This is a genomic window from Methylobacterium brachiatum (assembly GCF_900113845.1).
Lineage (GTDB): Bacteria > Pseudomonadota > Alphaproteobacteria > Rhizobiales > Beijerinckiaceae > Methylobacterium > Methylobacterium brachiatum.
In genome coordinates this window covers 38153-52103 of sequence record NZ_FOQW01000003.1, presented here as the reverse complement: position 1 = coordinate 52103, position 13951 = coordinate 38153, and the positions used below count along the sequence as shown (strand labels likewise).

The 13951-nt window shown below is 68.6% G+C and carries 14 protein-coding genes; 10 read left to right on the top strand and 4 right to left on the bottom strand.

What is annotated here, in order from left to right:
- Nucleotides 1-344 precede the first annotated feature (344 nt).
- Together BMZ47_RS02450 and BMZ47_RS02445 are read left to right on the top strand one after the other, a co-directional pair.
- Complete coding sequence (locus BMZ47_RS02450; RefSeq protein WP_091858235.1) at nt 345-1247, top strand: DUF3108 domain-containing protein; 903 nt, start codon at nt 345-347, stop codon at nt 1245-1247.
- Between the two features lie 88 nt (nt 1248-1335).
- A complete protein-coding gene (locus BMZ47_RS02445) occupies nt 1336-1626 on the top strand; it encodes a DUF1330 domain-containing protein (protein WP_091858233.1) in 291 nt (96 codons plus the stop codon).
- Nucleotides 1627-1636: 10 nt separating this feature from the next.
- On the opposite strand, the gene BMZ47_RS02440 is transcribed toward BMZ47_RS02445, so the two are convergent.
- The gene (locus BMZ47_RS02440; protein WP_007559653.1) at nt 1637-1993 is read right to left on the bottom strand and encodes a darcynin family protein; all 357 of its coding nucleotides are present in this window, start codon (nt 1991-1993) and stop codon (nt 1637-1639) included.
- 75 nt (nt 1994-2068) lie between these two features.
- Between BMZ47_RS02440 and BMZ47_RS02435 the strand changes: the two genes are divergently transcribed.
- Nucleotides 2069-2695 (top strand): TetR/AcrR family transcriptional regulator, encoded by a 627-nt coding sequence (locus BMZ47_RS02435; protein WP_167368983.1) that lies wholly within the window; start codon nt 2069-2071, stop codon nt 2693-2695.
- A 10-nt stretch (nt 2696-2705) separates the two neighbouring features.
- Here the strand turns inward: BMZ47_RS02435 and BMZ47_RS02430 are convergent, their stop codons facing one another.
- Nucleotides 2706-3719, bottom strand: a complete 1014-nt coding sequence (locus BMZ47_RS02430; RefSeq protein WP_091858228.1) for a glycosyltransferase — start codon at nt 3717-3719, stop codon at nt 2706-2708.
- A gap of 120 nt (nt 3720-3839) precedes the next feature.
- On the opposite strand from BMZ47_RS02430, the gene BMZ47_RS02425 reads away from it, so the two are divergent.
- The 7 genes from BMZ47_RS02425 (at nt 3840) to BMZ47_RS02395 (ending at nt 12079) form a co-directional block, all read left to right on the top strand.
- Complete coding sequence (locus BMZ47_RS02425; RefSeq protein WP_091858226.1) at nt 3840-4931, top strand: acyltransferase family protein; 1092 nt, start codon at nt 3840-3842, stop codon at nt 4929-4931.
- A gap of 128 nt (nt 4932-5059) precedes the next feature.
- A complete protein-coding gene (locus tag BMZ47_RS02420) occupies nt 5060-5389 on the top strand; it encodes a hypothetical protein (RefSeq protein ID WP_091858224.1) in 330 nt (109 codons plus the stop codon).
- Nucleotides 5390-5529: 140 nt separating this feature from the next.
- Nucleotides 5530-8847 carry a helicase-related protein gene (locus BMZ47_RS02415; RefSeq protein ID WP_167368982.1) on the top strand — a complete coding sequence of 1106 codons (3318 nt, stop codon included), beginning with the start codon at nt 5530-5532 and terminating at the stop codon, nt 8845-8847.
- A 9-nt stretch (nt 8848-8856) separates the two neighbouring features.
- Nucleotides 8857-9150 (top strand): RNA-binding S4 domain-containing protein, encoded by a 294-nt coding sequence (locus tag BMZ47_RS02410; protein WP_007559659.1) that lies wholly within the window; start codon nt 8857-8859, stop codon nt 9148-9150.
- 217 nt (nt 9151-9367) lie between these two features.
- Complete coding sequence (fdxA, locus tag BMZ47_RS02405; RefSeq protein ID WP_007559660.1) at nt 9368-9706, top strand: ferredoxin FdxA; 339 nt, start codon at nt 9368-9370, stop codon at nt 9704-9706.
- Nucleotides 9707-10265: 559 nt separating this feature from the next.
- A complete protein-coding gene (locus BMZ47_RS02400) occupies nt 10266-10865 on the top strand; it encodes a CarD family transcriptional regulator (RefSeq protein WP_007559661.1) in 600 nt (199 codons plus the stop codon).
- Nucleotides 10866-11203: 338 nt separating this feature from the next.
- Nucleotides 11204-12079 carry an RNA polymerase factor sigma-32 gene (locus BMZ47_RS02395; RefSeq protein WP_007559662.1) on the top strand — a complete coding sequence of 292 codons (876 nt, stop codon included), beginning with the start codon at nt 11204-11206 and terminating at the stop codon, nt 12077-12079.
- Nucleotides 12080-12143: 64 nt separating this feature from the next.
- Here BMZ47_RS02395 and BMZ47_RS02390 read toward each other — a convergent pair whose 3' ends face one another.
- Both BMZ47_RS02390 and BMZ47_RS02385 read right to left on the bottom strand, forming a co-directional pair.
- Nucleotides 12144-12650, bottom strand: coding sequence for a GNAT family N-acetyltransferase (locus BMZ47_RS02390; RefSeq protein WP_091858222.1), 507 nt, complete (start codon nt 12648-12650; stop codon nt 12144-12146).
- A gap of 51 nt (nt 12651-12701) precedes the next feature.
- Nucleotides 12702-13934 (bottom strand): MFS transporter, encoded by a 1233-nt coding sequence (locus BMZ47_RS02385; protein ID WP_007559663.1) that lies wholly within the window; start codon nt 13932-13934, stop codon nt 12702-12704.
- Nucleotides 13935-13951: the final 17 nt, after the last annotated feature.

Here is a 13951-nt window from a genome sequence, read left to right as displayed (position 1 = left end):
ACTAAAATTCCCGTCTCGTTCCGCCCGAGAAGACCCGATCGCAAGCGGCGCGATCATCGTCGCAGCGGGCGGCGCCCGATACGTATTCCAGGTCCAGCGGAGTCCTGTTGAAGGCGCGAGCCTATAGGCGACCTGCCCCCGATGCGTCAAGCTCCGCCGGGTCGAAGGTGCCCCGAGCGGGGGTCGGGCACCCAACGGTCTGTTAACCACGATGCCGGGATATAACCGTCATCGGCTCGACGAAGGCCGGCGCCGCGCCGGCACCGCACGTCGAGACCTCGTCTCGCGAGATCGTCTCGCACAAGATATTTTTCGCCCGCGTTTCCTGGGATGCGATCCGGATCATGAGCGCCACGCCTGTCCGTCGGACGATCAAGCCGCTGACGACGCGCCTTCTCGGGACCGTGCTCGCTATCGCGGCGCTCGGTGCCCCGGCCGATGCGGCCGCCCGCGCCCGGCGGGCCGCCGCCGCGGCGCCCGCCACCGTAACGGTGGATTACAGCATCAACCTCGCCGGCCTGCCGATCGGGACCGCGCGGCTCGCGGGCAGCTTCGAGCGCGATCGCTACCTGATGGACGTCTCGGCGACGCTGACCGGCCTCGTGGGGGCGATCACCGGTGGCAAGGGCTCGGCCCGGGCCTCCGGCAATTTCTCGGCAGCGCCGCAGCCCGCCGCCTTCTCGATCGCCACCCATACGGCGAGTTCGGGGATCGCGGTGCGCATGGCGCTCGCGCACGGCAACGTCGTGCAGGCCGAGATCACGCCGCCGCTGGTGGACATGCAGGACCGGGTGCCGGTCACGGCCGCCCACAAGCGGGGCATCATGGATCCGGTGAGCGCACTGCTGATGCCGGCCCAGGGGCGGGGCGAGCTGCTCGATCCGGCCAATTGCAACCGGACCCTGCCGGTGTTCGACGGCGCGACCCGGTTCAACGTCGTGCTGAGCTACGCCGAGACCCGCCCGGTGCAGAAGCCCGGCTATGTCGGACCGGTCCTGGTCTGCACCGCCCGCTACCAGGCGGTGGCCGGGCACCGGCCGGACCGCCCCGGGGTGAAGTTCATGGAGGATAACCGCGAGATGTCGGTCTGGCTCGCCCCCGTCGAGGGGACGCGGGCCCTGATTCCGCTGCGCATCTCGGTGCTCACCACCATCGGCACCAACATCATCGAGGCGACGCGCTGGACCCAGGGCGCCGCCGAGACCGCCGGCGCCAGCGTCGCCCAGGCGAGCCTCCCCGGGCAGTGAGCACCCGGCGCGCGATCCGGCTTTGACCGCCGGCCTCTTTCCGGGCACCCGTGCGGGGCAAGCGCGGCAGCCAGGGAGGTGCAGGACCATGCCGAAGGGCTACATCATCGTCCGGATGACGGTCACCGATCCGGAGACATACGCGGCCTATGCCGAGATGGCTTCCGCGGCGATGCGGCTCTACGGCGCCAAACCCCTGGTGCGGGGCGGGCGCTACGAGGCGCTCGAGGGCGAGGCCCGGCCGCGCAACGTCGTGCTGGAATTCGAATCCTACGACGCCGCGCGGGCCTATTACGTCTCGCCGGAATACCAGGCCGCCAAGGCCAAGCGCCTGCCGGCCGGGATCGGCGAGGTCGTGCTGGTCGAAGGCGCCGCCTGAACCGGCCGGTTCAGGCGGCGAGCGGCGCCCGGCCGTAATGGGTCGCGTACGCGTTCTCCACGGCCGGGATGATCTCGACGATCGCGAACCACCGGTCCCAGAACGCCGTCTCGCGCAAGGCCTCGACGACGCATTCGTAGGCGTGGTGGTCGCTGGCCTCCCACACCCAGAGATCGGTGACGCGGGCCGTGTAGAATTCGGCGTCGTAGAAGCGCAGCTTCACGGAATCCGCGTGGCGACGCAGGATCGGCTCGAACACCGCGCGCAACCGGGCGAAGCGCTCGTCGATCGAGAGGGCGAGCCATTCGGGTGACGTCTTCACCAGCATGAAGACGGTGAGCTTGGGATTGAAAGTCTGGTCGGACATGGATGTGACCGCTCCGTGGGTCTGTTGGGACCCGGCGATGATGCCCCCGGGCGGCCCGGGGGCGAACTCGCGTTCATGACCGGCCGGACGGCGCGGGGGCCGGCGCTCAAGCCCCGGAAAAACCCGGAACAATCCCGCTCCGCCGAGACGGTGCGGACGATTCTCGAAGGTGCGGCTCGCGTTCTGGAGGAGCGCGGCCTGGCCGGCTACACGACCAATGCCGTGGCCGAGCGGGCCGGCGTCTCGGTCGGCTCGGTCTACCAGTACTTTCCGGGCAAGGAGGCGCTGACCGCGGCCCTGGTGGCGCGGGAGACCGGGTTGCTGATCGCGGCGGTGCGGGACGCGGCCGGGGCGGCGACGCCGGAGCTCGGCCTGCGTCGGATCGTGCGGGCGGCCGTCGCACACCAGATGTCCCGGCCGCGCCTCGCCCTGCTGCTCGACCGGGAGGAGAGCCGGCTCCAGCTCGCCGACAGCCTGGATGCGGTCACCCGGGCGATCTCGGGCGCCTTGCTGGCCCTGCTGGGGCGCCTCGAACCCGCGCCGCCGGTCGAGGCGCAGGTTGCGGCGGGCGACCTGTTCGCGCTGCTGCGGGGCATGGTGGATGCTGCGGGCGAGCGCGGCGAGCGGGCGGGCGACGCGCTGGAGCAGCGTGTCCTGCGCGCGGTGTTCGGTTATCTCGGGCTGCCCCCGGCGGGGCCGTAATCGGCAGGAGCTACGAGCGGATCGCGCAGTATTTCAGATCGCGCGCGATCGAGCGCCACCGAATGGCGTCGTGGTGGACGGACCGATAGACTCCGCCACGGATGTTCCGGATCACCGCCCACACGCCCCGGGGCCGGCTGCGCGAGACGTAGACCCGCTTCCTCTGCTGCAGCTGATGCAGGGCCCGCTGGAAAAAGTGGATCGCTTTTCCGCGATCGAAGAGCGGAAAAGCCGCCACCGTCGCGTCGGGGAGATCGCGGATCACCGCGATCATGTCGGCGGTGGCGGCGATGTAGTCGTCGAGTTCCTTGATCGGATCGTGGGCCTGCGCCTTGTGGCTGCGGCGGCCGTCCCCGAACAGGTTTGTCGCGTGCTGCCGGTAGGTGACCAGCGGCAGGTTCAGTTCCGCCGTCTCGCCCACCACCTGGCCGAGAAACACGATCCACCGGTCGTGGGCGATCTTCTCCTTGGGCACGATGAAGTCCCGGAACCGCCCCTCAATATCGGCCAGATGCAGAAGTTCCCGGCGGAAAACGATCGAAAATCCGAAGAACGTCAACCAGGGATCGTAACTGAGCGGCGGCTTGATGCCGGTGCGTTGAATGCCCTGAGTGAATTTTACCAGCTTACCGGTTGATTGGTCCAAACTCGCAGCCGCGTGCACGATCATGGAAATATTCGGATTGCCGAAATAAGTGGCCACACGTTCGAGCTTTTCGCGATCCCAGATATCGTCCTGATCGCAGAACGCGACGAAGTCGCCCTTGGCGGACAAAGCCGCATTCAGGAAGTTGTCACGAAATCCGAGATTGGTTTGGTTGATGTTTATCTTGAACGGTATCTTCGATTTTTCGGCAATCGACCTTGCTATATCCAGAGTTGCATCCGTTGATCCGTCATCAGAGACGATAATCTCCACCGGCTTGAAATTCTGGTTAATGACGCTTTCGAGCTGCTCGCGGATGAATACTGAGCCATTATACGTAGCGATAACCACCGAAACCGTTTTGTCTGCAGCATCCATGCGCACTGGCCTTGACATCCCACATTCTAAAATCAAAAACTCGAATCGACATCAAGCGCAGTATGCCAACTCTATCGGCAGGATTAAAGTCTGCGATTACTATAACATGGCTGGATAAAGTTGGGAACACCGGCCCCGTCGAAGCCGACCACGCATTGCGTAGCCCTCGATGGCATTCGAGGGATCGCCGCGCTATCAGTACTCTTGTTCCATTTGGGTCGATGGCTAGACATCCCGTTCCTGGCAGTGAACGGGGGGCTTTCGGTCGATACCTTCTTCACGCTCAGCGGTTATGTCCTCGCCCGCGCCTATGCCCGCCGGACACGGAATATATCCGTGACCGAATTCATGGCCCTCCGCGTCATCAGGCTGCTGCCGATCATCCTGCTGTCGATCGTCATCAGCGCCCCCTACGTCCTCGCCAGAAACTATCTGCTGAGCACCGAGACCCAATCGGCCACGATCGTCCTGGCGATCATGCTGGGAATCCTGAACATCCCTTATTTCAACGCCCCGCCCCAGATCGGCGGCCCACAGATATTTCCGCTCAACGGGCCGCAATTCTCGCTCTTCTTCGAGCTCGCGGCGAACTATGTCTGGTGGCTGCTGCGATTCGTCGACCAGACCTATCTGGCCCTGGGGCTGTATGTCCTGTCGAGCGCGGCGGTCATCCGATTCGGCATCGGCGGCGACACGGCGGATAATTTCCTGCTCGGCTTCGCTCACGTCGGGTCATCGTTCTTTGTCGGCGTGCTGGTCTATCAGGTCGGCCGCGCCATGCGGCCGAGTCGCGCGAATGCGTTTCTGTTCGTGGCGCTGTCCGGTGTGATGATCGCGATCCTGTTCTCGTCGTTCGAACTCACCCTTCAGGAACGGCTCGCCTGGAAACTCGTCCTGGCTCCCCTGCTGGTGCTGAGCGGATCGGTCGTCACCCTCCAGGGTCTGCCGAAGCGGGCTTCGCGCGCGCTGGGCGACCTCTCCTATCCGGTCTACGCCCTGCATTACCCGATCTTCTGCTGGATCAACGGGATCTATCAGAAGGTGACCGGCAGCAGGGGCATCGTCCTCGAATGCGCGACGTTCCTCGTCGCGACGATCGCGGTGAGCTATCTGGTCCTGCGCTATTACGACGAACCGGCGCGGCGCTACCTGTCGGACGTCTTCGCATCGATCAAAGCCTCGCGCTCCGGCCGAGCCGAATACGGTCGCTGAGGATCTGAGGCGCTTTCGGCCCGATTGCCGGCGTCGCATCCGTCTAGCGCCGTCCACCCGGGGTCCCCGCGCTCGGGGTGAGGCGCGGCGGCGATCACATCTTTCACCTTCCCTGCGATGATCCGTACATGCGCCCGCACCGCCCCCGAATCGCCCTCGCCCTCGCCCTCGCGGCGCTCACATTCGCCGGGCCGGCTGCGGCCCAGCCCCTCACCGCGGGATCGGCCGATCCCGGTTGCGGCGGCGACGCCTTCTCGTCGGCGCAGGTGATCGAGCACCGGCCGCCGCGGCACGGTCCGCTGGTCTCGGTCCCCGACACCCTCTGCGCGGATCTCGCGCCCCAGCCCGGATCCCCGGCGACGCAGATCGAGGTCTATCCGCTGATTATGCCGCAGGTTGGCAGCGGCCCGGGTGATATCCCATATGGGGGAGGATCAACGCGGCCCTATCGTCCCTGACGCGACCGGCCGCCCGAACCCCCTGCCCGCGCCAGACGGCGCCGCGCCGGCCTTCCCGTCCGAAGGAACCGCCGACCATCGACGCGCCGCTCCGCCCCCTCCCCCGCCGGTCCCTGCCGCGCGACGTCCGCGCCCGCGGCGTGACGGCGGTCCTCGGACCGACCAACACCGGCAAGACGCATCTCGCGATCGAGCGGATGCTCGCGCACCCGACCGGCATGATCGGGCTGCCCCTGCGGCTGCTCGCCCGGGAGGTCTACCTACGCGTGGTCGCCAAGGTCGGGCCCGAAAAGGTCGCCCTCGTGACCGGGGAAGAAAAAATCAAGCCGGATCGGCCGCGCTACTGGATCTGCACGATCGAGGCGATGCCGCGCGACCTCGACGTCGCCTACGTCGCCATCGACGAGATCCAGCTCGCCGCCGACATGGACCGAGGGCACGTCTTCACCGATCGCCTGCTCTACGTGCGGGGCCGGGAGGAGACGCTGCTGATCGGCTCCTCGACCATGCTGCCGCTGGTCCAGGGGCTGATCCCGAACGTCCACACCACGACGCGGCCCCGGCTGTCGAAGCTGAGCTTCGCGGGCGAGAAGCGGCTGTCGCGCCTGCCCCGGCGCACCGCGATCGTGGCCTTCTCGGCCGAGGAGGTCTACGCGATCGCCGAGCTGATCCGGCGCCAGCGCGGGGGCGCGGCGGTCGTGCTGGGCGCCCTCTCGCCCCGCACCCGCAACGCCCAGGTCGAGATGTACCAGGCGGGCGACGTGGATTACCTCGTGGCCACCGATGCGGTCGGCATGGGACTCAATCTCGACGTCGACCACGTCGCCTTCGCGGCGAACTGGAAGTACGACGGCACCCGGTTCCGCAAGCTGACCCCCGCCGAGATGGGCCAGATCGCCGGGCGCGCCGGGCGCCACCTCGCCGACGGGACCTTCGGCTCCACGGGCCGCTGCCCGCCCTTCGAGCCCGAGATGGTCGAGCGGCTGGAGAATCACGACTTCGATCCGCTGCGCATCCTGCAATGGCGCAACCCGGATCTCAGCTTTGGGACCCTGGAGGCGCTTCAGGCGAGCCTCGACGAGCACCCGCGCGAATCCGGCCTCACGCGCGCGCCGATGGGGCAGGACCAGCAGGCCCTCGAGATCCTGATGCGCGAGGACGACATCCGCGACATGGCGCGGAGCCAGTCCACGGTGCGGCGGCTCTGGGACGTCTGCGGGGTGCCGGATTACCGCAAGGTCCACCCGCAGGTGCATGCCGACCTCGTGGCGCAGCTCTACCGCTTCCTCATGAAGGGCATGGCCGGACGCATCCCCGACACGTGGTTCGCCGAGCAGATGGCGATGATCGACCGCACCGACGGCGACATCGATACGCTGTCCCGGCGGATCGCCCAGGGACGCACCTGGACCTTCGTGGCCAACCGCCCCGATTGGCTGCGCGACCCTGAACATTGGCAGGGCGAGACACGTCGGGTAGAGGACAGGCTGTCAGACGCCCTGCACGAACGCCTCGCGAGCCGCTTCGTCGACCGGCGCACAAGCGTCCTGATGCGGCGCCTGAGAGAGAACACGATGCTCGAAGCCCAAATTTCCGCCGACGGTGACGTCACCGTCGAGGGTCAGCATGTCGGTCACCTGCATGGATTCTTATTCGTCCCGGATGCGAGCGCGGAGGGGCACGAGGCCAAGACTCTGAGGAGCGCCGCCGAGAAGGCGCTCTCCGGGGAGATCGAGGCCCGGGCCGACCGCTTCGCGGCGACGGCCGATTCCACGCTCGTGCTCGCGCATGACGGGATGATTCGCTGGACCGGCGCCCCGGTGGCGAAGTTGACCCCCGGCGAGAAGCTGTTCGCGCCGCAGATTCGCCTCCTCGCCGATGACAGCCTGACCGGCGCGCATCGCGAGAAGGTCGAAGCGCGCCTCGACGCCTGGCTGAAGGCCATGATCGTGCGCCTGCTCGGCCCGCTGATGGAGCTCGAGACCGCGGGCGACCTCACCGGCCTCGCCAAGGGCATCGGCTACCAGGTGGTCGAGGCCTTGGGCGTGCTGGAGCGCTCCAAGGTCGCTCAGGAGATGCGCAGCCTCGACCAGGAGGGGCGCGGGGCGCTCCGCCGGCACGGGGTGCGCTTCGGCGCCTACCACATCTTCCTGCCGGCCCTGCTGAAGCCGGCGCCGCGGACGCTGGCGGCCCAGCTCTGGGCCCTGCGCAACGGCGGGCTCGACCAGCGCGGCCTCGACGAGATCGCCCATCTGGCCGGTTCCGGCCGGACCTCGATCAAGGTCGATCGCGAGATCGCCAAGGGGCTCTACCGGGCGGCCGGCTTCCGCGTCAGCGGCGAGCGGGCGGTGCGGGTCGACATCCTGGAGCGGTTGGCCGACCTGATTCGCCCGGCGATCGCCTATCGTCCCGGCACGACGCCGGGCGCCCCGCCGGACGGCACGGCCGACGGCGACGCGTTCGTCGCCACGGTCGGCATGACCTCGCTGGTCGGCTGCTCGGGCGAGGATTTCGCCTCGATCCTGAAGTCCCTGGGCTACACGCTGGAGGCTCGTCCCGGCCCGGCCATCACGGTGCCGCTGGTGCCCGCCGCCGCGACCGCCCCGGCCGTGGTCACCGCGCCGTCGGGCGCCGCCGCGGAGGGCGAGGCGGAGACGACGGGCCACGAATCAGCGGGCGAGGCCGGCGCCGACGAGGCGGATGCCGTCGCTCAGGCCGCGGACGCCTCCGGCGATGCGGCTTCGGCTCCCGACAGCACGGACGCCGCTGACAGTGCCGAGCCGGCCGTCTCGGCCGAATCCAGCCCGGAGGCCGAAGGTGCCTCCACCTCCGAGGCCCCGGCGGAGGCCGAGCCCGTCGCGGCGGCTGCCGAAGCCGAGCCCGTGCCGGAGGAGGCTCCGGCCGAGGCTGCGCAGGCTGCCGAAGCAGCCGAGGGAGCATCCGACGCAGATGCGCCTCCGTCCGCCGAAACGGCTGCCGCGAACGCGTCGGAAGCGGCCGAGGCTGCGCCCGCCGGTGCCGAGGGCGAGGCCCCGGCGGAGCAGGTCCTGATCGAGGTCTGGCGCCTGCAGCGCCACCAGCGACCGGCCAATCCCCGGCCGCAGAACCGTCCGCGTGGGGCGGGTCGTGGGCGCGACGGTGGCCAGCCGGGTCAGCACCAGGGTCCGGGTCGCCCGGAAGGCGCGCGACCCGAGCAGCGGCGCGCCGAGGGCGGCGAACGCCCCGGCAACGAGGGCGGTCCGCGTACCGGACGCGATCGGGGTCCCCGTCGGGACCGTTTCGAGGGCGGCCGTCCGGAGCGCCGGGACGACCAGCGCAACGCCGAGCAGCGTCATGCGGCGCCGCGGCCCGACCAGCGTCCGCCCCGGCGCGAGCGGGCTCCCGACCCCGATTCGCCGTTTGCCAAGCTGGCCGCGCTGAAGGCGCAGCTCGAAGCCGGCGACGGCGGGAAGCGCTGACGCGCCCGCATGCGGGAGGGTCGGCAGCGGCTCGACAAATGGCTGTGGTTCGCGCGCTTCGCGCGGACCCGATCCCTGGCCGCGCGCCTGTCCGAGGACGGTTTCGTGCGGGTGAACGGAACCCGGGCCGAGAACCCGGCCAAGGGCATCGTGATCGGGGATGTCGTGACGGTGGCCGCCCCGCACGCGACCCTGGCGGTGCGCGTGCGCGGCCTCGGCGAGCGACGGGGGCCGGCTCCGGAGGCGCGGCTTCTCTACGAGGACCTCGCCGGCATCCCGATCGCGGTCGACCCGCCCGAGTGATGAGCCGGCGCCACAGCGGCCGGTCGAGGACCCGATCTCGGGTGCCCTGGGACACCGGCGCGCTTGTCAGCCCGGAAGGCAGGGTCTAGAGCCATCGGCTTCCGAAAGACCCGGTTCGACGCCGGGTTTTGCGGCGCACGATCGCAGCGCCACCGGGGCGTGCGGGCCTTCGAGGCTCCGCCCGGGCAGACCAGAATTTTTAGGACGAAGACAGCCGATGACCTACGTCGTCACCGACAACTGCATCAAGTGCAAGTACATGGACTGCGTCGAGGTGTGTCCGGTGGACTGCTTCTACGAGGGCGAGAACATGCTCGTCATCCATCCGGATGAGTGCATCGATTGCGGCGTCTGCGAGCCGGAATGCCCCGCCGAGGCGATCAAGCCCGACACGGAATCGAATCTGGAGACGTGGCTCAAGCTCAACGCCGACTACGCGAAGAGCTGGCCCAACATCACCCAGAAGAAGGACGCTCCGGCCGACGCCAAGGAGTGGGACGGCGTCGCCGGCAAGCTCGAGGCGCATTTCTCGGCCAACCCCGGCTCCGGCGACTAGAACCGGCTGCAGGTTTGGTCGTCGATGCGGCGCCGGGGCTTTAAATGCCGCCGTGACGCTGCACAAACTGGATAACGGATCGCCTCACGATGTTGCGATCTGTCGTCGGGTTACCGGGTCCCTGTCGATCGCGATCCAAACCGTTTACGACGTGCGTCCTGCGAAGCCCTGGGCCGCAAGCATGTCATTCCTCTCCGGCCGAGCCGGTGTAAAACTCTTTCGAGGCGACGCCCGGACCGCGCGCGCTTCTTCAGGGATGCTTTGATCTGCGCGCCGGATTGTGATACACAATCCGCCTGCCGTCGCTCGCGCCAGACGTGCTCCCTCCGGCCGAAACGCCTTTCGCTTTCGTGAATTAGGAGTGGTGGCACGCGAACGACCGCCGAGGGTGACTTCGGCGGATGTTCCGGTGTTTGCACGGTCGCGCCGGGGAACGCCCGGGTGCTCGTCCTCCGGGGCGGGTCATCCCGGGAACGGCGAGGCAAACCGGGTATCCCGCCCGGAAGAACACGGTTTTGCGCGGCGCGGAGCGTCGCGCGCCAGTGGAGGCCCTTCTCGCATGACCACAGCCAAGAAGACGACGACCGCAGGCCGGCAAGGCTTCAAGACCGGTGAGGCCGTCGTATATCCGGCCCACGGCGTCGGTCGCATCACCGCGATCGAGGAGCAAGAGATCGCGGGTTACAAGCTTGAGCTGTTCGTCGTCTCGTTCGAGAAGGACAAGATGGTCCTGCGCGTTCCGACCGCGAAGGCCAACTCCGTCGGCATGCGCAAGCTCGCCGAGCCGGATCTGGTGAAGAAGGCCCTGGACGTGCTGACCGGCCGCGCCCGGATCAAGCGGACCATGTGGTCGCGCCGGGCCCAGGAATACGAGGCGAAGATCAACTCGGGCGATCTGCTCGCGGTCACCGAGGTGGTGCGCGACCTGTTCCGCTCGGAGGCTCAGCCCGAGCAGTCCTACTCGGAGCGTCAGCTCTACGAGGCTGCCCTCGACCGGATCGTGCGCGAGATCTCCTCGGTCAACCGCATCACCGAGACCGAGGCGCTGAAGCTCATCGAGCAGAGCCTGGCGAAGTCGCCGCGCCGCGCCAAGAGCGAGGCCGAGCCGGAGGCGGAAGCCGAGGGTGAAGGCGACGACATCCAGGAAGTGGCCGCCTGAGGCGTCCATCCCTTCGAGACGTTGCAAAGCCCGGCCCCGGTGGCCGGGTTTTTTTATGCCCTCGCGCCGGGCGCGATCGATCGTGGCCGAACCAGCCGGCGCCTTTTCCACACCGCTTCGGAGGGTCGGGGACTGGACGGCGGGGCGCCGAAACCCATGTCATCCGGACGGAACACGAAAACGTGGCCGTCCGGCTGTCGCACTGCGAAGGGATGCGGCGGAACTTTCGCGTTTTGCCTTCCGTTGTCGGTTGCCTGGCGCCGCCGTTCGGTGACGCCCTGCGGGTTGGACGCTCCGTTCGGCGCCGCAACAGCACTCGGCAACAAGAGGCAGGCGGGATGGCTGATATCGCTGGAATTCGTCGGCAGTTCATTCGGACTGCCATGGAGGCGCCCTTCCTGGCACGGGAAGAAGAGCGCGGCCTCGCCGTCCGCTGGAAGGACAACCGCGACGAGCGGGCGCTGCACCGCCTGATTTCAGCCCATATGCGCCTCGTCATCGCCCTGGCGGGGCGTTTTCGTCACTACGGCCTGCCGATGGCCGACCTCGTGCAAGAGGGGCATGTCGGCTTGATGGAAGCCGCCGCGCGTTTCGAGCCGGAGCGGGATGTCCGGTTCTCGACCTACGCGACGTGGTGGATCCGCGCCTCGATCCAGGATTACATCCTGCGCAACTGGTCGATCGTGCGCGGGGGCACGTCCTCGGCCCAGAAGGCCCTGTTCTTCAATCTGCGCCGGCTGCGCGCCCGGCTCATGCAATCCACCGAGGAACATGTCGGCGACGAGATCCACCGCCGCATCGCGACCGCCATCGGCGTCTCGCGCGACGACGTGGCGCTGATGGATGCCCGCCTCTCCGGCCCCGACATGTCGCTGAACGCGCCGGTCGGTGAGGACAACGACGCCTCCTCCGAGCGGATGGACTTTTTGGTCGACGGCGCCGCGCTGCCGGACGAGACCGTGAGCGCCACGGTCGACGGCGAGCGACGCCTCAGCTGGCTGCAGCAGGCGCTCACGGTGCTGTCCGAGCGCGAGTTGCGGATCCTGCGTGAGCGCCGCCTCGCCGAGGATCAGGCGACCCTGGAGGCCCTGGGCCAGCGCCTCGGCATCTCGAAGGAGCGCGTCCGCCAGATCGAGAACCGCGCCCTGGAAAAGCTTCGCCGCGCCCTGGCCGACCGCTTCCCCGCCGCCACCGGCAGCCCGCATATCGGCTAGGCGTTTCAGGCTCCTTCCGGATTTCTACATCGAGCCCGGCCTCAGAGGCCGGGCTTCCGTGTGTTCAAAGCTGCTTTTCCATCAGAACGGCCTGGGATGTCAGGCGCTCACCGTTGAACGGTCTGGTCTCGCCTGTCGGCTCGAAACCCATCCGCGCCCAGAAGCCCAGCACCGGATTGGTTTCGACGACGGCCAAGCGCAGGGTTCGGGCCCGGAGGTCCTCGCGAGCGAAGTGCTCCGCCGCTTGGTATAACGCCCGGCCGAAGCCGGCTCCCTGCGCGCTCTGCCGGATTGCCAGAAGTCCAATGAAGGCCGTCCCCGGAGCCGGATAGCCATCGATGAGATCGAGAAGCCCGATCACCGCACCGCTGCATTTTGCCAGGAACGCGTGCTTATTGCGAAGCTCGCATCCCGACGGCCGCGCCGTCACGAACGCGAAGGCAGCGTCCTCGCGCTTCGGCACGCCATCCACCTGCATGGAATAGGTCGTCAGGTCGTCGAAGACGGCGTTCACCTCACCCAGGTCGTTTGAGGTGATGGCCATGAGCGACAGGGGCGACCGATACGCCATCGCCTTTCCTCCACGCCATGAGCTTGCGCACCGACATGCACGCCCACGGCCCTACGCCCCCTGGATCGCAGCCCCCTGCCGCTCCCGCCGGCGCCTGCGGCGGCCGGGCTCGGGGGTGGCGTCGAGCCAGATCACCAGCGCCAGGGCAATGAGCGCCGGCACGCCGAGGGCGAGGAACGCGCCGGTCCAGCCGAACAGCCCGTAGGAGAGGCCGCCGTACCAGCCCGACAGGGCGCCGCCGACGCCCTGCACCGCGTTGACGCTGCCGAGCGCCGTCTGGGTGCGTCCGGACCCCCAGGTCAGGTCGGCGACGACCACCGGCACCGCCACCCCGACGATGCCCGAGGCGACGCCGTCCAGGATTTCCGCGCTGATGAGCCAGACCGGATCGTCGATCAGGCCCGACAGCAGAGCCCGCACCGGCAACACCGCGAACGCCACCATCAGGAGCTGGCGCCGTCCGCGCCGATCCGCCAGGGAGCCGGCGAACAGGGCCACCGGCACCATCACGAGTTGCGCCACCATGACGTAGCGGGCGGTCCAGGTCGTGGCATCGGCGGCGGTGGCGACGAGCTTCTGACCGAGCAGGGACAGCATGCCGCCGTTGCCGAGATTGAACAGCGTCAGCGCCACGGTGAGGACCAGCAGGCGCCGGTTGCCGAGAACCTGACGGATGCCGCTGCGCTGCGGCTCCTCGTCCTCGTCCTCCTTCCAGCCCACGGCGCGGCGCCGGTTCCAGGCGCCGGCCGGCGTCGTCAGCGTCGCGACGATCGCGGCGACCGCCATGCCGCCCAGCACCCAGAAGGCGATGGCCGGGCCGAACGTCCCGGTGCCGAGGCTGATGCCACCGGCGGCAACCAGGATGCCGACATGGTTGAACGCCTGGTTGCGGCCCTGCTGCTTGGGAAACCCGTCCTTGCCGACGATCCCCAGGGTCAGCGCCGCGACGGCCGGCAGCAGCAGCGTGCCGCCGGCGGCGGCCAGCAGCTGCGCCACGAGCACCGCGGGGAAGCTGCGCGCCGGCAGGAGCAGGAGCGTGCCCGCCAGGATCGCCGCGCAGGCCAGCGCCACCAGCAGGCGCGGACGCGGGAAGCGATCGACCAGGGCCCCGAACGGGCCGCTCAGAAACAGCGTCCCGATTCCCACCAGGGTGATGACGAAGCCGACCCGCGCCGGACTCCAAGAGGCCGCCTGCGCCAGCCAGGTGCCCAGGAACGGGCCGAGCCCTCCCTGGATGTCCCCGGTGAACAGGTTGATCAAAGCGAGATGTGCGGTGGGACTCATGCGATCCAGGTCTGGCG

Excerpts from the sequence above, each read along its gene's own strand:
- BMZ47_RS02450 (WP_091858235.1), top strand. The coding sequence starts at position 345 with ATGAGCGCCACGCCTGTCCGTCGGACGATCAAGCCGCTGACGACGCGC.
- BMZ47_RS02445 (WP_091858233.1), top strand. The coding sequence starts at position 1,336 with ATGCCGAAGGGCTACATCATCGTCCGGATGACGGTCACCGATCCGGAG.
- BMZ47_RS02440 (WP_007559653.1), bottom strand. The coding sequence starts at position 1,993 with ATGTCCGACCAGACTTTCAATCCCAAGCTCACCGTCTTCATGCTGGTG.
- BMZ47_RS02435 (WP_167368983.1), top strand. The coding sequence starts at position 2,069 with ATGACCGGCCGGACGGCGCGGGGGCCGGCGCTCAAGCCCCGGAAAAAC.
- BMZ47_RS02430 (WP_091858228.1), bottom strand. The coding sequence starts at position 3,719 with ATGGATGCTGCAGACAAAACGGTTTCGGTGGTTATCGCTACGTATAAT.
- BMZ47_RS02420 (WP_091858224.1), top strand. The coding sequence starts at position 5,060 with ATGCGCCCGCACCGCCCCCGAATCGCCCTCGCCCTCGCCCTCGCGGCG.
- BMZ47_RS02410 (WP_007559659.1), top strand. The coding sequence starts at position 8,857 with ATGCGGGAGGGTCGGCAGCGGCTCGACAAATGGCTGTGGTTCGCGCGC.
- fdxA (WP_007559660.1), top strand. The coding sequence starts at position 9,368 with ATGACCTACGTCGTCACCGACAACTGCATCAAGTGCAAGTACATGGAC.
- BMZ47_RS02400 (WP_007559661.1), top strand. The coding sequence starts at position 10,266 with ATGACCACAGCCAAGAAGACGACGACCGCAGGCCGGCAAGGCTTCAAG.
- BMZ47_RS02395 (WP_007559662.1), top strand. The coding sequence starts at position 11,204 with ATGGCTGATATCGCTGGAATTCGTCGGCAGTTCATTCGGACTGCCATG.
- BMZ47_RS02390 (WP_091858222.1), bottom strand. The coding sequence starts at position 12,650 with ATGGCGTATCGGTCGCCCCTGTCGCTCATGGCCATCACCTCAAACGAC.
- BMZ47_RS02385 (WP_007559663.1), bottom strand. The coding sequence starts at position 13,934 with ATGAGTCCCACCGCACATCTCGCTTTGATCAACCTGTTCACCGGGGAC.